Here is a 19,680-nt window from a genome sequence, read left to right as displayed (position 1 = left end):
TTACGCCGAACCTGATCGTTCCCACGCTCTGCGTGGGAATGCCTCAACGGACGCTCCGCGTTCGGCTCTACATGGGACGCGGAGCGTCCCGGGCTGCATTCCCACGCGGAGCGTGGGAACGATCAGTCTTGCAGGAACATCTCGCGGGTCAGGCCGTGGCGCTGCATCTTTTCATTGAACGTCCGGCGCGGCAGTTGCAGCTCTTCAAGCACCGCTTTCACGTCGCCCTTATGCCGGGTCAGTGCCGCGCGCAAGCAATGCGCTTCGAAGGCTTCTTGCTGCGCCGCCAGTGACTGGCCGGGGTCGATCCCCGCCGGTTCCGGCTCGCCCAGGCCCAACACTTGTCGCTCAGCGACGTTCGCCAATTCGCGCACATTGCCCGGCCAGTCGTGGCTCAGCAGGTGGCTCAACTGTGGGCCGCTCAGCGGTGGAAACGTGCGCCCCAACCGTTCGGCGGCATTTTGCGCGAACGACTCGAACAACAACGGAATGTCTTCACGCCGCTCGCGCAACGGCGGCAGCCGCAACTCGGCCACGTTCAACCGATAGGCCAGGTCTTCGCGAAAGCGTCCGGCCCGGGCTTCGTCGAGCAAGTCGGGTTTGGTTGCGGTGATGATCCGCAAATCCACGCGGATGCTCTGGTTCGAGCCCAACCGCTCCAGCTTCTGCTCCTGCAACACCCGCAGCAATTTCACCTGCTGGGCCAGCGGCATGCTTTCGATTTCATCGAGAAACAGCGTGCCGCCATCGGCGTATTCGAGCTTGCCGATGCGTTTGCCCGAAGCGCCGGTGAATGCGCCGCTCTCGTGACCGAACAGCTCGGCCTCGAACAACTGCTCGGGGATCGCCGCACAGTTCAATGCCACAAACGGTTTGTCGGCACGCGGACCGAAGTCGTGCAGGCACCGGGCAACCAATTCCTTGCCGCTGCCGGTTTCACCGCGAATCAACACATTGACCGGCAGCGACGCCAGGTCCAGCACTTGCCGACGCAGCGTCTGCAACCCACGGGACACGCCCAGCAACGTCGCATCGAGTTTGGCGCGGTTGTCCGCCTGCTCATGCAGGGCGCGGTTTTCCAGCACCAGCCGCCGCTTGTCCAGCGCACGGCGCAGACTGCCGAGCAGGGTTTCGGGGCTGAAGGGTTTTTCCAGGAAGTCGTAGGCGCCATCGCGCATCGCTTCGACCGCCATCGGCACATCGCCGTGGCCGGTCAGCAGAATCACCGGCAAGTCGGCATCGCGGCGCTGAACCTCGGCCAGCAGTTCCAGGCCGGTCATGCCAGGCATGCGCACATCGCTGAGGATCACCCCGGGGAAATGCTTGGGCAGCTGCGCCAGGCACTCATCGGCGCGGCTGAACAACTGCACCTCGAACCCCGACAGGCTCAGCCATTGTTCGACGGCACTGCGAATACTGCTTTCGTCGTCGACCACCATCACGGAATTCAGCATGAGCCAGGGGCCTCCAGGTCGATAGGCAAGGTCACGGTGAACACCGCGCCGTTGGCATGATTGTCAGCGCTCAGGCGTCCGCCCGATTCGTGAACGATGGCAAAGGATACGGCCAGCCCGAGGCCCAGGCCATCACCCACCGGTTTGGTGGTGAAGAACGGATCGAACACGTTGGCCAAGTGCTCTTCGGCAATGCCACCACCATTGTCAGAAACTGTCAGGCGCCAGAGTTGTTCGTCGGCTTCGAGACGGATTTCCAGGCGTTTGCACGGTTTGTCCTGCATGGCGTCCAGGGCGTTGCGCAGCAAATTGATCAGCACTTGTTCCAGGCGAATCGCATCGCCACGCACCCAGGCCGGGCGCGTCAGGTGCAGCACGGTGCTGATGTGCTCGTCCCGCAGGCGCGCATCCAGCAACTGCAAGGATTGATCGACCACCGCCGCCAAATCCAGGCGCTCACGCAGGCCGCTGGGGCTTTTGCGGGCGAAGGTTTTCAGGTGGCCGGTGAGCGCGGCCATGCGCGTCAGCATGTCATCCACCGGTTTGAGCGCCTTGTAAGCGTCGTCGACCCGACCGTGATCGAGCAGCAGCCTCAGCGTGGCAAGCTGCATGCGCTGGGCAGTCAGCGGCTGGTTGATTTCATGAGCCAGCGCGGCAGACATCTGGCCCAGCGCGGCGAGTTTGGCCGACTGCACCAGACCGTCCTGGGCGGTGCGCAGGTCGCGGGTGCGTTCTTCCACCAGTTGTTCGAGCTCTTCACGACTGCGCTGGCGCAGCTTGGCCAGACGCCAGCGCTGATTGAGAAACAGCAACAGAAACACCACGGCCAACCACAACCCGGCGGCGGCGAGCCCGGCGTTGCGCCTGTCTTCGAACGCGATTTGCGGGCGACGCAGCAGGTGCAAGGTCCAGCCTTCGGTGCTCAGCGGCAGCGATTCCCACAGGTAATTGGCCGTCCCGCCAGGCCCCACGACCCGCGTCAGGTCACTGTTGTCATCGAAGCGCCGCACCGATTGATATTCGAGCGGTGTCAGCGGTTGTTTGTCGTATTGGCGGGTGGCCTTGAGTTCGGCGTGATCGCTGTCACTCAGCGGTTTCAACAGGCGATAGCGCCAGCCCGGCTGGTTGGCGATAAAAACAATCCCGCGTGCATCGCTGACCAGCAGCGTGTCGCTGCCCTGGCGCCACTCGCGCTCCAGTTCCGGAAATTCGAGTTTCACCACCATCGCGCCGAGGAACTGGCCGTCGTCGCCGGTGACTGCGCTGGACAGGAAGTAACCGGGAATCCCGCTGGTCACGCCCACCGCGTAAAAGCGCCCGGTGCCCAGGGTGCGTGTTTGGCTGAAATAGGGGCGAAAGCCATAGTTGTGACCGACGTAACTGCTGGGCAAGCGCCAATTGCTGGCGGCCACTGCCAGACCGGTGCGGTCGAGCAGTTCCAGGGTCGAGGATTGCGCCGCGCCGTTGATCTTTTCCAGTTTGCGGTTCAGTGCGTCCTGCTGTTCAGCGGATACGGAACCCTTGAGCGCGGCGCGTAACTCCGGGTCCAGCGCGAGCACGGCCGGCAGGGCGCGGTAGCGGTCGATCAGGGTGTGCAGGGAATTGGCGTAGAGCGCCAACTGCTGATTGGCGCGGGCGGCGTCTTCGACCAGCGCCTGGCGTTCGGTGTGGCGGATGGCAAAACCGGCGGCGAGAATCGCGCCAGCGGCTATGACCAGGGTGTAGAGCACCAAACGCAAGAAACGTGAAGTCGGCTGCATGCTGTAGAAAACAGATAGGAGAACGGGCGGGCACCATAACATGGGCCCGTGGATCGTTCTGCCCCGAGATGCAGTCGCCTACACGGCGGTAAATTTACTGGATCTGGAGCGCAGCATGGTTTGGGTATCCTTCAGCACACCTATTACGTCTCTCGTCTCTTGCCAGAGGCTCTGAACCGAGTCCCCTGCCGATTCTCCAAAAAGGCTGAAGGTGTTCATGGCGCTAACGTCCATCGAATTGAAAAACGCTTCAATACCGGCCATTCGGGTGTCCAGCGCGTCAATCAGGTCGGTCAGATTAGTGTCTGCCTTGGCGGTTTTTTCTGCCGACAGCTCGTTTCCGGCACCGTTGACCTCATGAATAATCTCAACCCCGCCAAGCACCATGCCCAGTCCTGCACTGGCCTCGCTGGCAACCTGCGGGGCGAATATTTTCAGGGCCACGCTGGCGCCAACACTGGCACCTTCTTTGCCGGCCTTGAGCCGGCCTTTTGTATTGCTCTTGATCATTTGTTCATATTTTTTCTCGATATAGGGGGTGAACGCCATCGTCTTGTATTCGGCTTTATTGATGATTTTCTCCGGGGAGAGCTTGCTGCCCTTGAGATTTACAGAAGCACTGGCACCTGTTCGTTCGGCGATGTAGTCCACCGCAAAACTGACGCCCTTTTTCACCGCAAATCCAAGGGCTACGGCTGCCACATTACCGACACCGGGTGCGACAGACGCCAGGGGTTGTAAGGCAGCCCCGATCGCGATCCCTGCGCCATAACTCAAAATTTGCCCACCAAGGTGGACGCCTGTTCTGCGAGTGGTGGAGACTGCGTGCTCCGAAGGTGAGCGATGGTTGAGGATCTGCTGTTGAGCATCCAGTCCACGTCGTTTCGACAGGCCCAATACTTTCAGGTGCGTTTCAATATTTTTTTGCAGCGCCTGTCTTGCCCGGACAGGCGCACTGGCTTGGCGCATGCTGGCGTACTCGATGTTTTCCCGCGCTTGAAATCTTCTCGTTGCCTCGCTAAAAGAATGGCTTCTGGTTTCGCCATTGACGTCGACGTACAACATCGGGTTGTTCCCCACAAACCCATACAAGTTCAGCCCATCCACATCCCCCGCCGGGTCAGCACTCACCCAACGCTGCAACCACGGCGCGTAATAGCGCGCACCGTAGTAATACAGCCCGCTGTCATCCATTTCCTTGCCCGAATAGCGGATGGTTTTGTAGTCGACGTCCACCTCACTTCCCCGCGCGAACCAGGCCGTGGCGCCGAACGGGTAATAACCTTCCTCGCTGATCACCTGTGCATTTTGATCGAGCTCCAGCGTGGAGGAACCCAGATGGTCATCGACGCTGTAGCGCACTTGATCGGCGGCGATGGTCGCGGGTTGGCCGCTGACCCAGTGCAGGCAACGCACGCTGCCGTGCCCACCGGGCAGGGTGATCACGTGCAGTTCTTCGCCGTTGTCACGGGTGCGGATTTCCAGGCCCGGCAGGTAGATCACTTCCTGGAAGTGAGTCAGCGAAGGTGTGTGGGTTTCATGGCGTTTGAACACGCGCACGCCCTGGCTGTAGCGGTAGAACTCCTGGTCATTGGTGCCGTTGTCGCGTTTGACCAGCGTCACCGATGCCAGTTGGTCCAGGGTGTTCCACGTCAAGGTCTTGCCCGGCTGCAAGTGCTGGAGGTTGCCATGAACATCGAACAACGCGGGGAAAATCGGGACAGGATCTCCCTCTTTCCAGCGCACGCCGCGGTTGCTGGCAGGGTCGATGAACATCGCGCGGGTGTGTGAGGCACCCGCCCGCACGTGCCGCAGTTCGATCAGGTTGTTACCGGCGTCGTACTCGTAGTGTTGGGTGTAATTGAGCCGATTGTTCGGATCCCCGGGCAGGGGCCGACCCGGAACATCCGACGGCGGTGCATCGTCGTAACCGCTGGCGCGGGTCAGGCGGTACAGCGAGTCATAGGTGAAATCGCGGTGGCCGTCGACCAGCTGGTTGGCGAAATGGATCGGCTGGAAGGTATGGTCTTCAAGGCGGGTGATGTTGCCGACGCGATCGTAGAAATATTCCAGGTCCTGCCGCGCCGGCTCGGCATTTTTTTGTGCCCGTTGCGTGGACAGGCGCCCATCGGCCGGGTCGTAGGTCCAGGTGCTGAGCACCTCGTTGCCGGCGCGTTGTTCGATGATCTGGCCGGCGGCGTTGTATTGCGCATCTTGCAGAATCGGTTGCCAGTCGGTGCTGTCTTTGATCCGCAACTGAACCTGCTTGAGCTGCCCGGCGATGTCGTAGCGCGACTGTTGCTGATGCTCACCGGCATCGGTCTGGCTCAACACTGTTCCGATTGGGCTATACATTCGGCTGCTGACATAGGGCTGGCCTTTGAGCAGAGTTCGGGTTTCGCGCAGGGGTTGTCCGAGCAGGCTGTAGCTGTCGAAACTCAAGGTGCCGGAGCGGTCGAGTTGCCCGGTCAATTGGCCGCGCAGGTTAAATGCGGGATCGGCGGAGTCATCGGCGTAGGTAAAGGTTTCGACGTTCGGCGTATCAATTTCCTCAACGGCAATCGGCCGCAACTGACGGTCGTAGGTGGTGCGCCAATGATTGCCGCGTTGGTCCCAGCGCTGCAATGCTTCCCCGGCCAGCCCCGGCAGGCTCAAACGCCAACCGGCATCGACGGAATCGACTTTCAGCGGTTCGCCGGAGAGACCGTAGACACTGGTCATGTTGGGGGCGACACCGAACAGCCGCGGATCCCATTGCTCCAGCAGCCGCCCGGCAACGTCGTAGCGCTGGCGGCCGATCAGGGTTTCCACGGGGGCGGCAGCGACCTTGCGCAAGTACGCGACCTGGCGAATCGACAAGCCCCGACTATCGATGACGGTCAGGTTCGGGGTGCGCCAATGAACCGAGGTCGTCATGGCTTGCCTGCCTTCAGTTCTCCTTCCGGCGGCGCAACGTAGGTGTCGTTGAAATCCAGGCTGGTGGTGTACCAGGGATGGATGATCTCGAACGCGACATCTCCTTTGGCGTTGATGACTTTGTACAGGCGACCCAGCACGTCGTAAAAGTTCTGATCGTGATGGCCGAACTCCCGGAAGGAATGGTCATTGATATAGCAATGTCCATCGGCGAAGTAAGGGCGAAATGCCCGAACGGCCAACCCCTTGTTGTTGTATTCCACACGTTCGCTGACGCGCCAGCGCGGGTCGGCGTGGGCAATTTTTGGCTTGCCGTCTTCAATCACCAGCTCACCGTTTTCCACCACAAAAGCCAGCCCCGGCTCGACCAACTGTTTGGTCTGCAGTGTCCGGCCGAAACCGTCCACAAAGACTTTGACGATCTGGATTTGTTGCAGCTCATCATCCCAATAGCGGTCGGCGGTGAGGACGACGCTGTGCACCGGTTCGCGGGGCACCGTGCGGATCAGGTCGAGCAGCGCTTGTTCAGGCGCGGTCAGGGACTTGAGCCGGGACAGGCGACGGCGGGCGCTGGCGCAAATGTGCAGGCTGGGTAGCACGTAACCCTGGGCGATCCAGGTGGCCAGCCAGTCAGGTGTCTGGCTGACGGACGGGGGGAGTTTGCCCATCCAGCTGAACAGGTCCTTGCGCAATACACTGGCAGCTTTTTTCAGGGCGCCTTTGGGATCTTCGATGGCAGGGCCCGGGCGATGGTCCTCGGGACGATCTTGTTCGCCGAGGGGGCAAAAACCAACTTTTTCGCCGCCTTCAGTGCCATAAAAACTGATGGCAAGGGGTTGCCCGGACGGCTCGTAAAGGGCTTCCTCGACATTGTCATTGGCATCGAAGCTGCGCATGAGTTGCAGCGCGTGATAGTCATATTCGAAACGGGCTTCGCATCCGTCCGGCTGGGTGATGCTTTTCGGCAGCAGACTGTAGGCGTCGTAGCAGGCTGTGGTGATGCCGTAACTGGGCGTTTCGTTGTACGCCATCACTTTGTAAAAACTATCGAGCTCGCCGTACTTGGCAAAACCGTACCGGGACGACCATAGGTTTCTCTCCTTGTTCTCTTCCTCGTCTGCCTCTGGGTCTATCCCCAGCACCAGAGGCATGGCCGAATAACCGATTTTTTCCAGTTCGTCCCGAATATCCAGCAACGGCACCGTGTCGTAGGCTTGCAGTGCGGTCTTGTCCAGTTGGGCAATTTCCAGCGGTGCCCGCAGTGCCTCGAAATCAGCCTCGCCGTCGGCAAGCAGTGTTCGGTCGTCGGTCTTGAAGTAGCGATAGACCGACTGCGTGGTCAGTAGCCGCTGAGCCACCCATTCGGGCGAGGCGTACAGTTCGAGAAGCCCTTCATAAGAAATGTCTGCGGGGGCGAGTCCCCCGGAGGCTGGCTTCTTGGGCAGTACCAGTGCGTTGCCCCGTTGCCGATAGGGCAAACCCAGTCGCCAGCCTTGCAGGTCCTCCTGCAAATGAATGAACTCGGCGCGGGTTTCATTCAGGTAATAGGACTGTTGCGCCGGGTCATGGGCATCAAGCCACCATTTCTGCTCATCGACGTCGTCGAAGGGCGGTTCATCCTGCTCGGTCTGGCGTCGCGCATAGCTGACCGTGATGGCATGTACAGGCAGCCCGAACTCGTCATGGCTCAAGGTGATTTCCTGTCGGCACAGCGGGTCATTCACGAAGCGTTCGTACTGATAACTGATCTTCTCCAGTTGCAAGGGCAGCATGACCGGGTGCGCGTCTTGGTCTGCCTTTTTGCGCAGCTCGCGGACCTTGTAACGATTTTCCTCCACCGCAAACGGCACTGCCGTGGCCAGGTCATCGTCAGCGGCGTAGGTCTCCACGCGCAACACCGAACCTGCAAGGGCGTTGGCGATTTCGTGGGCGGTGGCTTCATCGGGCGGCGGGATCGGCTCATCGAAAGCGTCGTTGCGGTGATACTGGCAGAACAGCGTGGGTTTCAAATCACAGGCTTCGGAGTCACTGTTGAAATAGCCATCGCGTGGCAGGTCGATTTGCCGTCCGGTGTGGAACCAGGTGCAGACCAGCGCCGGGGCGGTAAAACCGGTGTCATCTGCCCGTGTGGCCGTTTCGCTGTCGGTCTGGCGCAGCAGGCCAAAGCCACGAAACTCGCGGTTCTGGCCATCGTAATAACCCTGCAAATACTGGAAAAACTGGTTCAGGCAGTTGCCGGTGATTTCATCGAGCTGGCTTTGTTGCTTGACCACGGGCACCGGGAACGGCAAGTAGGAAATCGGCAGACGTTTGAGCTTGAGTATCCGATTTTTTTCATCCAGCCATTCCTGCGCCGAACTGCGATACACCACCTGGGTGCTGCAGCCCATGTTGTTGTTGCTGGCGACCAGCATGTACGGTTTGGCGCTGACAAAATCGTAGCGCCAGTGCCGTGGTTTCATGTGCGGCACGGTCAAGATCAGGCTCGCGCACCCCAAACCCTGCAAGTCGGCGAGGGTGACCTGGCACAGGTTGTCGTAGCGGATTCCTTCGGGCCACGGGACCGTTACGGGGATTTGCTCCAGACCATTGCCGCCGTGATTGAAATAGATCTCGAAACAATCGGACTTCAGATAAATCAGTGCCGGTGCACCGGAGCCGTCCAGGTCGGCAATCCGCACCCGCGCCGCGTCGAATGTCGCGTAGTCGAAGGGCAGGGCACTCATGACAAAACCCTTGCCGAACCGACCGTGCCCGAGGTTCGGCCAGCATTTGATTTCGTCGTGCCGGATGCGGCACAGCTCGGTCATGTCGCTGCCCAGTAAATTGCCGAGCAACACCAGTTCGCTGCGAGCGTTGCTGAACAGCGGCAGGCGGTCGGTGTCCGGTGTGTGCTCGACGTCCTGGCCCGGCGCGAAACCTTCCTCACGCCGATTGGCGTACAGGCGCACGCTGCGCGGGCCGATCAGTGCCATCGAGCTGAGCCCGTCGCCCATCAAGTCGCCAGACTGTGTAAGCGTTTGGAAAAACTCTACCGGGAATGCTGTAAAGGGAATGAACCCTGACCAGCTGCGATCGGGGTTAAGGGTGTGGAAACCGCTCATGCCGGGGGACGCGAGGATCCAGTCCAGCCGGCCGTCGCCGGTCATGTCGGTCAATGCCTGATAGGTTGGTTGGTTGCGATCGGCTACGGGAATTCGCGACAGTTCTGTCCAGGGACCGTAGTGGATGTCATCGGCACTTGTCAGCGCGCGCAAGGGTTCGCGGTAATACCAGCTCTGGTCGTAACGGCAGAGAAACCCCGGCACACCTTCACCGAACAGATCAACGCATTGGTGGAGCGCACCGTCCTCGATGCCGGGCATGTTTTCGAACGGGAAAAACGGACTCGACTGCTTGTTGAGTTCGAACTCTGAATAGTCGAAAACCACCGGCGGCATGTTTTCCACGGCGCCGCTGGCGTCGTACGCCTGATAGTGCGCTTTGGCCAGTTGAGTGTACTTCTGGGGCGTCGACCGGTATTGCAGCAGCAATCGCCGAACCAGCGCCGGTTTTGCGCCCAGCTCTGGAAAGTGATGAAACATCAGCACTTGATGGCACAGGCGTCGGGTGCCCAGTTCGAAACCATAGGTGTAGCTATGGAAGGGATCGCTGCGCAATTGCCACTCACCATGACCATTGCCGGGAGCATCGAACGGCGGGCCGTAGATCGGCTTCTCTTCCCGGTCGAGGGTGCGTTCGCCGTAGTCGAACAGCAGGTGGAAATGCCACGAAGGGGGCGCCAGCTTCAGTACGTTCCAGCCATACAAGTGGCTGCTTGCCTCGAAATTGCCATACAGCACGCGATGCAAGTAACGCTGAGCGCTGTAGTCATGTGCATTGTCTGGATCATGAGGTTCTTCTGGCTTGTACTCGAAGCAAATGTGCTCGCCATGAGCATTCATGCTTTCCTGCAGAAGCCAAACGCCTACCCGGTCTTCGGCCTGAGGGTCTGCCCGACGGGATACCGCAGTTTTGCCATAAAGATGAAGGCTTCCGTCTGCGCCATGTACTAGCCAGAATCCTTGAGGGGTGACGTCAGAACGCCACAGCTCGATCAGATCGAACGAACTCTCGACCCGCGGCCAGTAGCGCACCACGCTGTGCTCGCCTATGGGAAGCCCGCGGTATTGGGTTTCGATCCTGGTCTTTGGCTTGCCCTCTTCATCCAGCTCGGGCATCAACTCCTCGCCACCTGGCCCCACCATGATGTCGGTGGCGAGGTACTCGGGCACACCCTTGCTGGTCTGGCGAGTGATGGCACTGGTCCCCAAACGCCAGCCAATGCCGAACGGGCCGTTACCACCCTGGCTGTCATAACCCAGCGTCATGGCGGGGTCGAAACCGCGCCCTGCTGAAAGGGGCAGCGGCAATTCGAATGACGCACTGCCCGTTACGCCGACCGATCCCCAGCTTTTGCCGATCGTGGCAATGGAAGCGCTCTTGGCGATCGAGGGTTCAGTGATGCTCAGGGACGCTTGCTCTTCCATGGGGCTGATCCTGTATCGGCTTTGCGCTCTCCCATAGCAACGGAGTCGCGTGATAGAGCGACGCTAACAAAATCAGGGGAAGGTGTGACCTGTCACATCTGACAGGTGGGGCGGGGTTTTCTAGATCGAATATGTTGAAAAACGCTGTGCGTTATAGCGAATAGTAAAAGTGGCACGCAAAAAAAACGGCCGGGTCATCTGAAAGACGACCCGGCCGTATCGGCAAGCTCAAGCGCTTACTGCACTTCTACCGCCAGGCTTTCACTGATCTTTTTCTGCCAGATGGCCGGACCGGTGATGTGTACCGACTCACCCTTGCTGTCTACGGCAACCGTCACCGGCATGTCCTTGACGTCGAACTCGTAGATCGCTTCCATGCCCAGTTCGGCGAAAGCCACCACGCGGGATTTCTTGATGGCTTGTGCCACCAGATAAGCCGCGCCGCCGACTGCCATCAGGTAAACGGCTTTGTGGTCCTTGATCGCTTCGATCGCGGTCGGGCCGCGCTCGGATTTGCCGATCATGCCCAACAGGCCGGTTTGTTCGAGGATCTGACGGGTGAACTTGTCCATCCGCGTCGCAGTGGTCGGGCCGGCAGGGCCAACCACTTCTTCGCGCACCGGATCGACCGGGCCGACGTAGTAGATGAAGCGACCCTTGAGGTCCACCGGCAGGGTTTCACCCTTGTTCAGCATCTCGACCATGCGCTTGTGCGCCGCGTCGCGACCGGTGAGCATCTTGCCGTTGAGCAGGACGGTTTCGCCCGGCTTCCAGCTCTGCACGTCTTCCGGGGTCAGGGTGTCGAGGTTGACACGACGGGCCGATGGGCCGGCTTCCCAGACGATTTCCGGGTAGGCGTCCAGCGGTGGCGCTTCCAGGGAGGCCGGGCCGGAACCGTCGAGCACGAAGTGCGCGTGACGGGTGGCGGCGCAGTTCGGGATCATGCACACCGGCAACGAAGCGGCGTGGGTCGGGTAATCCATGATCTTCACGTCGAGCACGGTGGTCAGGCCACCCAGGCCCTGGGCGCCGATGCCCAGTTGGTTGACCTTCTCGAACAGCTCCAGGCGCATCTCTTCGATACGGTTGGACGGGCCGCGCTTTTTCAGCTCGTGAATGTCGATGGATTCCATCAACACTTCCTTGGCCATCACGGCGGCTTTCTCGGCGGTGCCGCCGATGCCAATGCCGAGCATGCCCGGTGGGCACCAGCCGGCGCCCATTTCCGGAACGGTTTTCAGCACCCAGTCAACGATCGAGTCGGACGGGTTAAGCATGGCCATTTTCGACTTGTTCTCGGAACCGCCGCCCTTGGCCGCCACGTCCACTTCCACGGTGTTACCCGGAACGATGGAGTAGTGGATAACGGCGGGGGTGTTGTCCTTGGTGTTTTTACGAGCGCCCGCCGGGTCGGCGAGGATCGAGGCACGCAAGACGTTTTCCGGCAGGTTGTAAGCCCGGCGCACGCCTTCGTTGATCATGTCGTCCAGGCCCATGGTGGCGCCATCCCAGCGTACGTCCATGCCCACGCGAACGAAGACGGTAACGATGCCGGTGTCCTGGCAGATCGGGCGGTGGCCGGTGGCGCACATCCGCGAGTTGATCAGGATTTGCGCCATGGAGTCACGGGCCGCTGGCGATTCTTCGCGCAGGTAGGCTTCGTGCATCGCCTGGATGAAGTCAACGGGGTGGTAGTAGGAAATGAATTGCAGGGCGTCGGCAACGCTCTGAATCAGGTCGTCTTGCTTGATCACGGTCATGAGTCGCGCTCCTCTAAAAGACGGGAACATTCAATAAGGTGCTTGCAGCTTGGGTGTATCGGTCGGTTGCAAGCACCTTTCAAGGCACGCCGGGGCTGCTGGCGCGACGCTAAAAAGGCGCGGCAGTATAACGCGCCTCGGTTCCGGGCACACCCGCCGACAGTCAATCGTTGGTCGCATAAAGGCAGGTGCGGTTTTTTTGCTTTTGTGGCGAGGGAGCTTGCTCCCGCTCGGCTGCGAAGCAGTCGTAAAACCTGCAAGCAAGTTATCACTGAAAGAATGCAGAGGGCCGCTTCGCAGCCCAGCGGGAGCAAGATCCCTCGCCACAGGATTATCACTTCTTTGGGTCATGCCTTTGACGCCAGTTTTTCGCCCTGAAAATTGAATGGTCATTTATCAGGCGCGCAACTAAAGTGGCATTCGGTCTGTAGAGTAGGACACTCAAGCAGCCTCCCTTCGCACGGTGAGTCAACGATTGACCCATAACGCCATCCAGCGCTTGTTGCTCAAACGCTTCGCCCTCGCAGCCGGCACTTACGCCCTGGCTTTGATGCTGTTGTGGCTGGCGTTTTTCACCGGCCATTACGAGCAATCCCTGGCCAACGTGGCCATCGGCAGTGCGCTGGTCGTCATCAGCCAGGCCGCGTTGTTCGTGGTGTTTTACAGCGGCTGCAACCTGCGTTTTTCCGACCCCAGCCTGACCGAAGCGCAAGTGTTGCTGGGGCTGGGTTGGCAAACCTGGCTGATCGCCCACCTGGACGAGGCTCGCGGCGCGTTCCTGGTGTTCTACGTGCTGATTCTGTTGTTCGGCTTGTTCCATCTTTCGCGCTTTGCCTTCTTGCGGTGCGCGCTGTTGGTGTTCGTCAGTTTCAGCGCGATCACGCTGTGGGAGGGTTACCACTTCCAGTTGCCCGACCCGGCACTGGCCGCGTTGCAGGTGTGCGTGCTGCTCATCGTGCTGGTCTGGCTGGAACTGTATGCCCGTCACGTCCAGGCTTCCCGTCAACGCATGCGTCAGCGCCGATTTGCCTTGCAGGCGCATCAGGACACCCTGCGCGGGATGATGCGCCAGCTCGAAGACCTGGTGGCCACCGACGAGCTGACGGGGCTGTTCAATCGCCGGCATTTCCTGCGCCTGGCCTCCCGTGAGCTGAAGGCCATGGACGCCAATGTCATGCATGGCCTGGCGCTGATCGACCTCGACCATTTCAAGCGGATCAACGATGTGCACGGCCATGCCGCCGGTGATCAGGTGCTGCAAGCCTTTGCCGCCGTGGCCACCGCCTGCTTGCGCGATGGCGATGTCCTGGCCCGTTACGGTGGCGAAGAATTCGTCGTGCTGTTGCCCGATTGCAACGCCGAGCGGTTGACCTCCTGTTGCGAGCGCCTGCGCATCGCGTTCACCGATGTGCAATTGATCGGACTCAACGTCGCTCATCTCAGCTTGTCGGCGGGCATGACGTTGCTCGAGTTGGGCGACGATCTCGATGAAGCCTTGCAGCGTGCCGATCAGGCGCTTTATCGCGCCAAGCGTGACGGCCGCAATCGGTGCGCGGCCGCGTGGGAGAACGTCGATGCCTGAGTTACGGGTTGGCGAACGCCAATGGTCGGTGTCGGCGGGCAGCAACCTGCTCGATGCGTTGAATCAGAACGGCGTGTCGGTGCCTTACAGCTGTCGTGCCGGCAGTTGCCATGCGTGTCTGGTGCAATGTGTCCAAGGTCTGCCGAGTGACAGCCGCCCCGACGCCCTGAGCGCAGACCAACGACAGCAAGGCTGGCGCCTGGCGTGTCAGTGCCAGGTGGTCGAGGACTTGCAAGTCCACACGTTCGATCCGCTACAGGACGGCCGCCCGGCCGAGGTGGCGGCGGTCGATTGGCTAAGCGCCAGCGTGTTGCGTTTGCGCCTGATCCCCGAGCGTCCGTTGCGCTACAGCGCCGGGCAGCATCTGGTGTTATGGGCGGGCAACGTGGCGCGCCCGTATTCGTTGGCCAGTCTGCCGGAAGAAGACCGTTTCCTGGAGTTCCACCTCGATTGTCGCCAGCCGGGGGAATTCAGCGATGCGGCCCGTCAACTGAAAATCGGCGATGCGCTCCGCCTCGGCGAACTGCGCGGCGGGGCCTTGCATTACGACCCGGACTGGAACACCCGACCGCTTTGGCTGATGGCCGCCGGCACCGGTTTGGGGCCGTTGTTCGGCATCTTGCGTGAAGCGCTACGGCAAGATCACCAAGGTGCCATTCGCGTCATTCACCTGGCCCATGATGCCGAGGCGCATTACCTGGCCAAACCCCTGCAAGCCATGGCCGCCAGCCGCGCGAACCTGAGCGTTGAGCTGTGGACAGCGGCCGAGTTGCCAGAGGCTTTGGCGCAACTGCGGCTTGTTTCACGGCAAACCCTGGCCTTACTCTGCGGGGCCCCTGACAGCGTCGACGCCTTTGCTCGGCGCTTGTACCTGGCAGGATTGCCGCGTAATCAACTGCTGGCGGACGTTTTTGTTCTGCGCGGTTGAGCGCTGATTTTTCAGACGCGAGACCGACCATGAGCGATGCCATCCAGTTTGAACGCGAGCGCGGCCTGCTGACCCTGCGCTTCAACCGCCCAGACAAGAAAAACGCCCTGACCCGCGCCATGTACAGCCACTTGGCCGAAGCGCTGAAACTGGCGGACACCGACCCTGAAATCAATGCCGTGCTGATCACCGGGACTGCCGAGTGCTTCACCGCCGGCAACGACATCGCCGACTTCATCCAGCAACCGCCGGGCAACCTCGACAGCCCGGTGTTTCAATTCATGCTCAACCTGCTCGAATGCCGCAAACCGGTGATTGCCGCCGTGGCCGGTGCAGCCGTGGGCATTGGCACGACGATGTTACTGCATTGCGATCTGGTGTATGTCAGCCGCGATGCGCGCCTGCGCATGCCGTTCGTGAATCTCGGGTTATGTCCGGAGTTTGGTTCCAGCCTGATCCTGCCGCGGTTGCTCGGGCAGGCCAAAGCGGCGCAGTTGTTACTGTTGGGCGAAGGCTTCAGTGGTGAGCAGGCCGCGCAGTGGGGGATAGCGACCGAAGCCTTGGACAGTGGCGAAGCGGCGTTGACCAAGGCACGGGAGATGGCGTTGCGTTTCGAGACGCTGCCGCCGGAAGCGGTGCGCATCAGCAAGCAATTGATGAACGCCGCGGACCGCGAACAACTGCGCAAGGCTATAGAAGAAGAGAGCGCACAGTTCACTCAACGGCTGCGCTCGGCGGAAGCGATTGCGGCGTTGTCAGCGTTCATCAGTAAACACTAGCCGATCGTTCCCACGCTCCGCGTGGGAATGCCTCAACGGACGCTCCGCGTTCGGCTTTGGGACGCAGAGCGTCCCGGGCTGCATTCCCACGCGGAGCGTGGGAACGATCATAGGGAAACCAAAAAGCCCCGCCATTCACATGGCAGGGCTTTTGTTTTTCAGCAACCGGTCACTCAGACCATCTTGTCGCCAACGTGCAGGATTTTCATCCCGTTGGTGCCGCCGATGGTGTGGTAGCTGTCGCCCTTGGTCAGGATGACCCAGTCGCCTTTCTCGACCACACCCAACTTGAGCAACTCGTCGATCGCGGCCTGGCTGACTTGCTCAGGCGGCAGCGATGCCGGGTCGAACGGCACGGTGTAGACGCCACGGAACATGGCAGCCCGAGCCTGGGTTTCGCGGTGCGGGGAGAACGCGTAGATCGGGATCGAGGAACGGATGCGCGACATGATCAACGGCGTGTAGCCACTTTCGGTCAGGGCGATGATCGCTTTAACGCCCGGGAAGTGGTTGGCGGTGTACATGGCCGCCAAGGCGATGCTCTGGTCGCAGCTTTCGAAGACCTTGCCGATGCGGTGGCTGGAGGTCTTGCTGGTCGGGTGCTTTTCAGCGCCGATGCAGATGCGCGCCATGGCTTGCACCGCTTCCAGCGGGTACAGGCCGGCAGCACTTTCAGCCGAGAGCATCACGGCGTCGGTGTAGTCCAGCACGGCGTTGGCTACGTCGGACACTTCGGCGCGGGTCGGCATCGGGTTCTGGATCATCGACTCCATCATCTGGGTCGCCACGATCACAGCCTTGTTGTGGCGGCGTGCGTGCAGAATGATTTTCTTCTGAATGCCCACCAGCTCGGCGTCGCCGATTTCCACGCCCAGGTCACCACGGGCCACCATGACGGCGTCGGAGGCTTTGATCAGGGCGTCGAGGGTTTCGTCGTCGGCCACGGCTTCGGCGCGTTCGATCTTCGCCACCAGCCAGGCGGTACCGCCGGCTTCGTCGCGCAGTTGACGGGCGTATTCCATGTCGGCGGCGTCACGCGGGAAGGACACGGCGAGGTAGTCGACCTGCATCTCGGCAGCGAGCTTGATATCGGCCTTGTCTTTTTCAGTCAGGGCCGGAGCGGTCAGGCCGCCACCGCGACGGTTGATGCCTTTATGGTCGGACAGCGGGCCGCCGATCAGTACGGTGCAATTCAGTTCGGTGGCATTGGCGGTATCAACGCGCATCACCACACGGCCGTCGTCGAGCAGCAGCTCGTCGCCCACACCGCAGTCTTTAACCAGGTCCGGGTAGTCGATGCCGACGACGGTCTGGGTGCCTTCGGTCAGAGGATGGCTGGTGGAGAAGGTGAATTGATCACCGATCTTCAGCTCGATCTTCTTGTTGGCGAATTTGGCGATACGGATTTTCGGGCCTTGCAGGTCACCCAGCAGGGCGACGAAGCGGCCGTGCTTGGCAGCGAGGTCTCGCACCAGCTTCGCGCGAGCCTTGTGCTCGTCGGGGGTGCCGTGGGAGAAGTTCAGGCGGGCGACGTCCAGGCCAGCCAGAATCAGCTGTTCGAGAACTTCCGGCGAGTTACTGGCCGGGCCAAGGGTAGCGACGATTTTGGTGCGACGGACGGACATGCATAGACTCCTGAGTTCAAGCGCTGGGTGAGGCTACTATGGTCTCTGGTTGTAGTCATTGTTCGTTTGCACTACTTATTCGTTTGTTTCTTGAAACGAACAATCCCGAAAGTTTTCAGCCGCACCGATTCAATAGACCTACCGTTTGTCGGCACTGTTAGTTCTAACAGGTAGGCGGGCGCTTGAGCGCGGGGTTGAATGCGCTGGAGCCTCGTCAAATGGTGACGAGTCAAGGAGATGACAACATGGCTACAAGTACTCAGGAACTGAAGGCGCCGAAAATTGATGAACCGAGTGAGGGCGCTAGAGTAGAAAACCAAGTCAGATTCAAGGGGGCCGGCGTTCCAGGTGCCACCGTTCAGATTACAAAGGTAGAAGACCAGCATTTGGTATTGACAACCCTCGTATTGGCGGACGGTACCTGGGCAGGTACTGCTAATGAAAACCTGGAGGGGTTGATTACGGTTTCGGCATTCCAGACCCTTAACCAAAATACTTCGCCTGCGTCGCCACATCGAAAATTCACGGTCAAATGACCGGAACGTCTTCGTTCATTTGCAAGCCCACTGAGCCTTGGCGGCTCAGTTGGTTTTTCCAATACTCCGAAGCGGGTGATTCGTTACTCCCTGTCTTATGCTGCCAGCACCCGATCATTGAAGATTTTCGCCAACGGGTCGATACAGAGCTCAAGACAGGAGAACCCCCATGCGATTCGTGCTCATTGCCGCCCTTGCCATCAGTGCCCTCAGCGTCACGGGCTGCACCCGTTGGTCGATGAACCATCATTTGAATAACGCTTACAGCGCCTACGACCGCGGCAATTGCGAGCAGGTAATGCTCGAACTGTCCAAAGTCGAACGCGCCAGCCGAGCGCGGCCTTACGTGTGGCCGGAAGCATCGATGATGCGCGGCTTGTGCCTGGAACGGCAGAAACTTTTTGTCGATGCGGCGCAAACCTACCAGTTCATCATCGCCGCGTACCCGCAAAGTGAGTACGCCTACCGTGCCCGCGCACGCCTGGAAACCTTGCAGTCGCTGGGCCACTATCCGCTGCGCAGCGCGACTGCGGTCGTGCGCCCGACGCGGTTCTGATGGTCCTGATCGTTCAAAGGCTGGCTCACCGGCGGTGGTGAGCTATAGTCGAATAGATCGGTTTAGAGCCTTGCCTCTGATCGACGCAACACCTGTGATCGGCAGGCGTAAGCGGCAGCGGCGTTATTGACTGTCGCACCGGGATCGGGGAGAGCGCGCCCATGCTTCTATATAAGAGAAGCAGGCCCGTTCCGAAGCATTAGTGCGGCTCTGCTTAAGAGCCTTGCTGGGCCATTTGCGCATGTTTACTGACCGCCGGATCGAGCGGCATCAACTGCCGTATTTTCTAAGAGTGTTCAACAGCGTCACCGACAAACCCATCGGCTTTCTGGGCAACGTGTCCGAAGACGGGCTGATGCTGATCAGCCAACTGCCGATGATGATCGGCGCCGATTTCGATTTGCGCCTGAAAATCCCCGACAGCGATGGCTGCATGCAGGTCATCGATCTTCAGGGGTGTTGTTTGTGGTGCCATGAAGACACGACCCCTCACCATTACGACGCCGGGTTCAGCCTGCAACGGGCACCGCCGGAGTATGGGCAACTGGTCAGCGCCTTGAAGCAATATTTCAGTTTTCAGCCGCTGCCTGCTTCTGCGTGATGCCCTGCGGTGCCTGTACTGGCGCCTTCGCGGGCAAGCCCGCTCCCACAGTGATCGCGTCGAACAAAATATTGGCGTACACCACCGAACCTGTGGGAGCGGGCTTGCCCGCGAAGGCGTTAGCGCAGGCGCCTGATATTTAAGCTCAGGTCACCTTGATCGCCGCCTCGTTCGCCAGCGACCGCTCCACCAGCATCAACCCCAACTCACTCAACTGATAAATCGCCATCGCCAGATGTCGCGGCTTGTCCTCCAGGCTTTCGGCCAGGTCGAGCAGCAGAATGCTGACCGAGGAAAAGGTCTCGTAGGTCTGGATGGTCAGGGCTTCGGGGTTTGCATCGGGGACGACGGTGAACATTTCCATGGCACGGTCCTGGGATGAACGGAGGCGGTTGATGTGGGGTTTGAGGTAATGGTCCAGCGCCTTGTTGGCGGCGGCGTTGAGCTTTTTTGAATCGAGGGTGGAATAGGGGGAAACCGGGTCGGTTTCGGGGGGATTGGGTGTTGCCTTGAACATAGTCGATCTCCGTAATGGAGCCACCACCGTCTCGCGACTAAACGAATTAGGGTGGCGGCTGGACGCAGGTTAGTCGACCGGCGGAGATACGAAATCCGGCGCGCCCGAAGGCGCCCTGCGTACAGCCACCATCAAGT

The 19,680-nt window shown here is 60.3% G+C and carries 13 protein-coding genes; 6 read left to right on the top strand and 7 right to left on the bottom strand.

All coding sequences use genetic code 11. The features are described from left to right. Positions 1-122: 122 nt before the first annotated feature. The 5 genes from PFAS1_RS05230 to PFAS1_RS05210 form a co-directional block, all read right to left on the bottom strand. A complete protein-coding gene (locus tag PFAS1_RS05230) occupies positions 123-1,454 on the bottom strand; it encodes a sigma-54-dependent transcriptional regulator (protein WP_076028430.1) in 1,332 nt (443 codons plus the stop codon). Then, the gene (locus PFAS1_RS05225; RefSeq protein ID WP_198044953.1) at positions 1,448-3,214 is read right to left on the bottom strand and encodes a sensor histidine kinase; all 1,767 of its coding nucleotides are present in this window, start codon (positions 3,212-3,214) and stop codon (positions 1,448-1,450) included. The genes PFAS1_RS05230 and PFAS1_RS05225 overlap by 7 nt, the downstream gene beginning before the upstream one ends. Before the next feature lie 78 nt (positions 3,215-3,292). Continuing rightward, positions 3,293-6,130 carry an RHS repeat domain-containing protein gene (locus tag PFAS1_RS05220; protein ID WP_076028428.1) on the bottom strand — a complete coding sequence of 946 codons (2,838 nt, stop codon included), beginning with the start codon at positions 6,128-6,130 and terminating at the stop codon, positions 3,293-3,295. Continuing rightward, positions 6,127-10,659 carry a SpvB/TcaC N-terminal domain-containing protein gene (locus tag PFAS1_RS05215; protein WP_076028427.1) on the bottom strand — a complete coding sequence of 1,511 codons (4,533 nt, stop codon included), beginning with the start codon at positions 10,657-10,659 and terminating at the stop codon, positions 6,127-6,129. The genes PFAS1_RS05220 and PFAS1_RS05215 overlap by 4 nt, the downstream gene beginning before the upstream one ends. Positions 10,660-10,895: 236 nt before the next feature. Next, on the bottom strand, positions 10,896-12,419 hold the full coding sequence (locus PFAS1_RS05210) for a fumarate hydratase (RefSeq protein WP_008156025.1): 1,524 nt from the start codon (positions 12,417-12,419) through the stop codon (positions 10,896-10,898). 475 nt (positions 12,420-12,894) lie between these two features. Here PFAS1_RS05210 and PFAS1_RS05205 point away from each other — a divergent pair, with 475 nt between their 5' ends. From PFAS1_RS05205 to PFAS1_RS05195, 3 genes are read left to right on the top strand one after another with little or no spacing between them, the layout of a single operon-like run. Next, entirely contained in the window at positions 12,895-14,001 is a 1,107-nt protein-coding gene (locus PFAS1_RS05205) for a GGDEF domain-containing protein (protein ID WP_076028426.1), read from the top strand. Beyond that, positions 13,994-14,929, top strand: a complete 936-nt coding sequence (locus PFAS1_RS05200) for an iron-sulfur-binding ferredoxin reductase (RefSeq protein WP_076028425.1) — start codon at positions 13,994-13,996, stop codon at positions 14,927-14,929. The genes PFAS1_RS05205 and PFAS1_RS05200 overlap by 8 nt, the downstream gene beginning before the upstream one ends. A 29-nt stretch (positions 14,930-14,958) precedes the next feature. After that, positions 14,959-15,708, top strand: a complete 750-nt coding sequence (locus PFAS1_RS05195) for an enoyl-CoA hydratase-related protein (RefSeq protein WP_076028424.1) — start codon at positions 14,959-14,961, stop codon at positions 15,706-15,708. A 173-nt stretch (positions 15,709-15,881) separates the two neighbouring features. On the opposite strand, the gene pyk is transcribed toward PFAS1_RS05195, so the two are convergent. Further along, entirely contained in the window at positions 15,882-17,333 is a 1,452-nt protein-coding gene (gene pyk / locus PFAS1_RS05190; protein WP_076028423.1) for a pyruvate kinase, read from the bottom strand. Between the two features lie 245 nt (positions 17,334-17,578). On the opposite strand from pyk, the gene PFAS1_RS05185 reads away from it, so the two are divergent. The 3 genes from PFAS1_RS05185 (at position 17,579) to PFAS1_RS05175 (ending at position 19,026) form a co-directional block, all read left to right on the top strand. After that, the gene (locus tag PFAS1_RS05185; protein WP_146011589.1) at positions 17,579-17,869 is read left to right on the top strand and encodes a hypothetical protein; all 291 of its coding nucleotides are present in this window, start codon (positions 17,579-17,581) and stop codon (positions 17,867-17,869) included. Between the two features lie 169 nt (positions 17,870-18,038). Continuing rightward, positions 18,039-18,425, top strand: coding sequence for a tetratricopeptide repeat protein (locus tag PFAS1_RS05180; RefSeq protein WP_076028421.1), 387 nt, complete (start codon positions 18,039-18,041; stop codon positions 18,423-18,425). Between the two features lie 241 nt (positions 18,426-18,666). After that, positions 18,667-19,026 (top strand): PilZ domain-containing protein, encoded by a 360-nt coding sequence (locus tag PFAS1_RS05175; RefSeq protein ID WP_074879553.1) that lies wholly within the window; start codon positions 18,667-18,669, stop codon positions 19,024-19,026. Positions 19,027-19,171: 145 nt separating this feature from the next. On the opposite strand, the gene PFAS1_RS05170 is transcribed toward PFAS1_RS05175, so the two are convergent. Beyond that, complete coding sequence (locus tag PFAS1_RS05170) at positions 19,172-19,543, bottom strand: DUF6124 family protein (protein ID WP_076028420.1); 372 nt, start codon at positions 19,541-19,543, stop codon at positions 19,172-19,174. Positions 19,544-19,680 lie beyond the last annotated feature (137 nt).

Source organism: Pseudomonas frederiksbergensis (genome assembly GCF_001952935.1).
Taxonomy (GTDB): domain Bacteria; phylum Pseudomonadota; class Gammaproteobacteria; order Pseudomonadales; family Pseudomonadaceae; genus Aquipseudomonas; species Aquipseudomonas frederiksbergensis.
This window is presented reverse-complemented; position numbering and strand designations above follow the sequence as displayed.

Coding starts and splice junctions, on each gene's coding strand:
- PFAS1_RS05210 (WP_008156025.1), bottom strand. CDS start 12,419: ATGACCGTGATCAAGCAAGACGACCTGATTCAGAGCGTTGCCGACGCC.
- PFAS1_RS05220 (WP_076028428.1), bottom strand. CDS start 6,130: ATGACGACCTCGGTTCATTGGCGCACCCCGAACCTGACCGTCATCGAT.
- PFAS1_RS05195 (WP_076028424.1), top strand. CDS start 14,959: ATGAGCGATGCCATCCAGTTTGAACGCGAGCGCGGCCTGCTGACCCTG.
- PFAS1_RS05225 (WP_198044953.1), bottom strand. CDS start 3,214: ATGCAGCCGACTTCACGTTTCTTGCGTTTGGTGCTCTACACCCTGGTC.
- PFAS1_RS05200 (WP_076028425.1), top strand. CDS start 13,994: ATGCCTGAGTTACGGGTTGGCGAACGCCAATGGTCGGTGTCGGCGGGC.
- pyk (WP_076028423.1), bottom strand. CDS start 17,333: ATGTCCGTCCGTCGCACCAAAATCGTCGCTACCCTTGGCCCGGCCAGT.
- PFAS1_RS05185 (WP_146011589.1), top strand. CDS start 17,579: ATGGCTACAAGTACTCAGGAACTGAAGGCGCCGAAAATTGATGAACCG.
- PFAS1_RS05180 (WP_076028421.1), top strand. CDS start 18,039: ATGCGATTCGTGCTCATTGCCGCCCTTGCCATCAGTGCCCTCAGCGTC.
- PFAS1_RS05175 (WP_074879553.1), top strand. CDS start 18,667: ATGTTTACTGACCGCCGGATCGAGCGGCATCAACTGCCGTATTTTCTA.
- PFAS1_RS05215 (WP_076028427.1), bottom strand. CDS start 10,659: ATGGAAGAGCAAGCGTCCCTGAGCATCACTGAACCCTCGATCGCCAAG.
- PFAS1_RS05170 (WP_076028420.1), bottom strand. CDS start 19,543: ATGTTCAAGGCAACACCCAATCCCCCCGAAACCGACCCGGTTTCCCCC.
- PFAS1_RS05230 (WP_076028430.1), bottom strand. CDS start 1,454: ATGCTGAATTCCGTGATGGTGGTCGACGACGAAAGCAGTATTCGCAGT.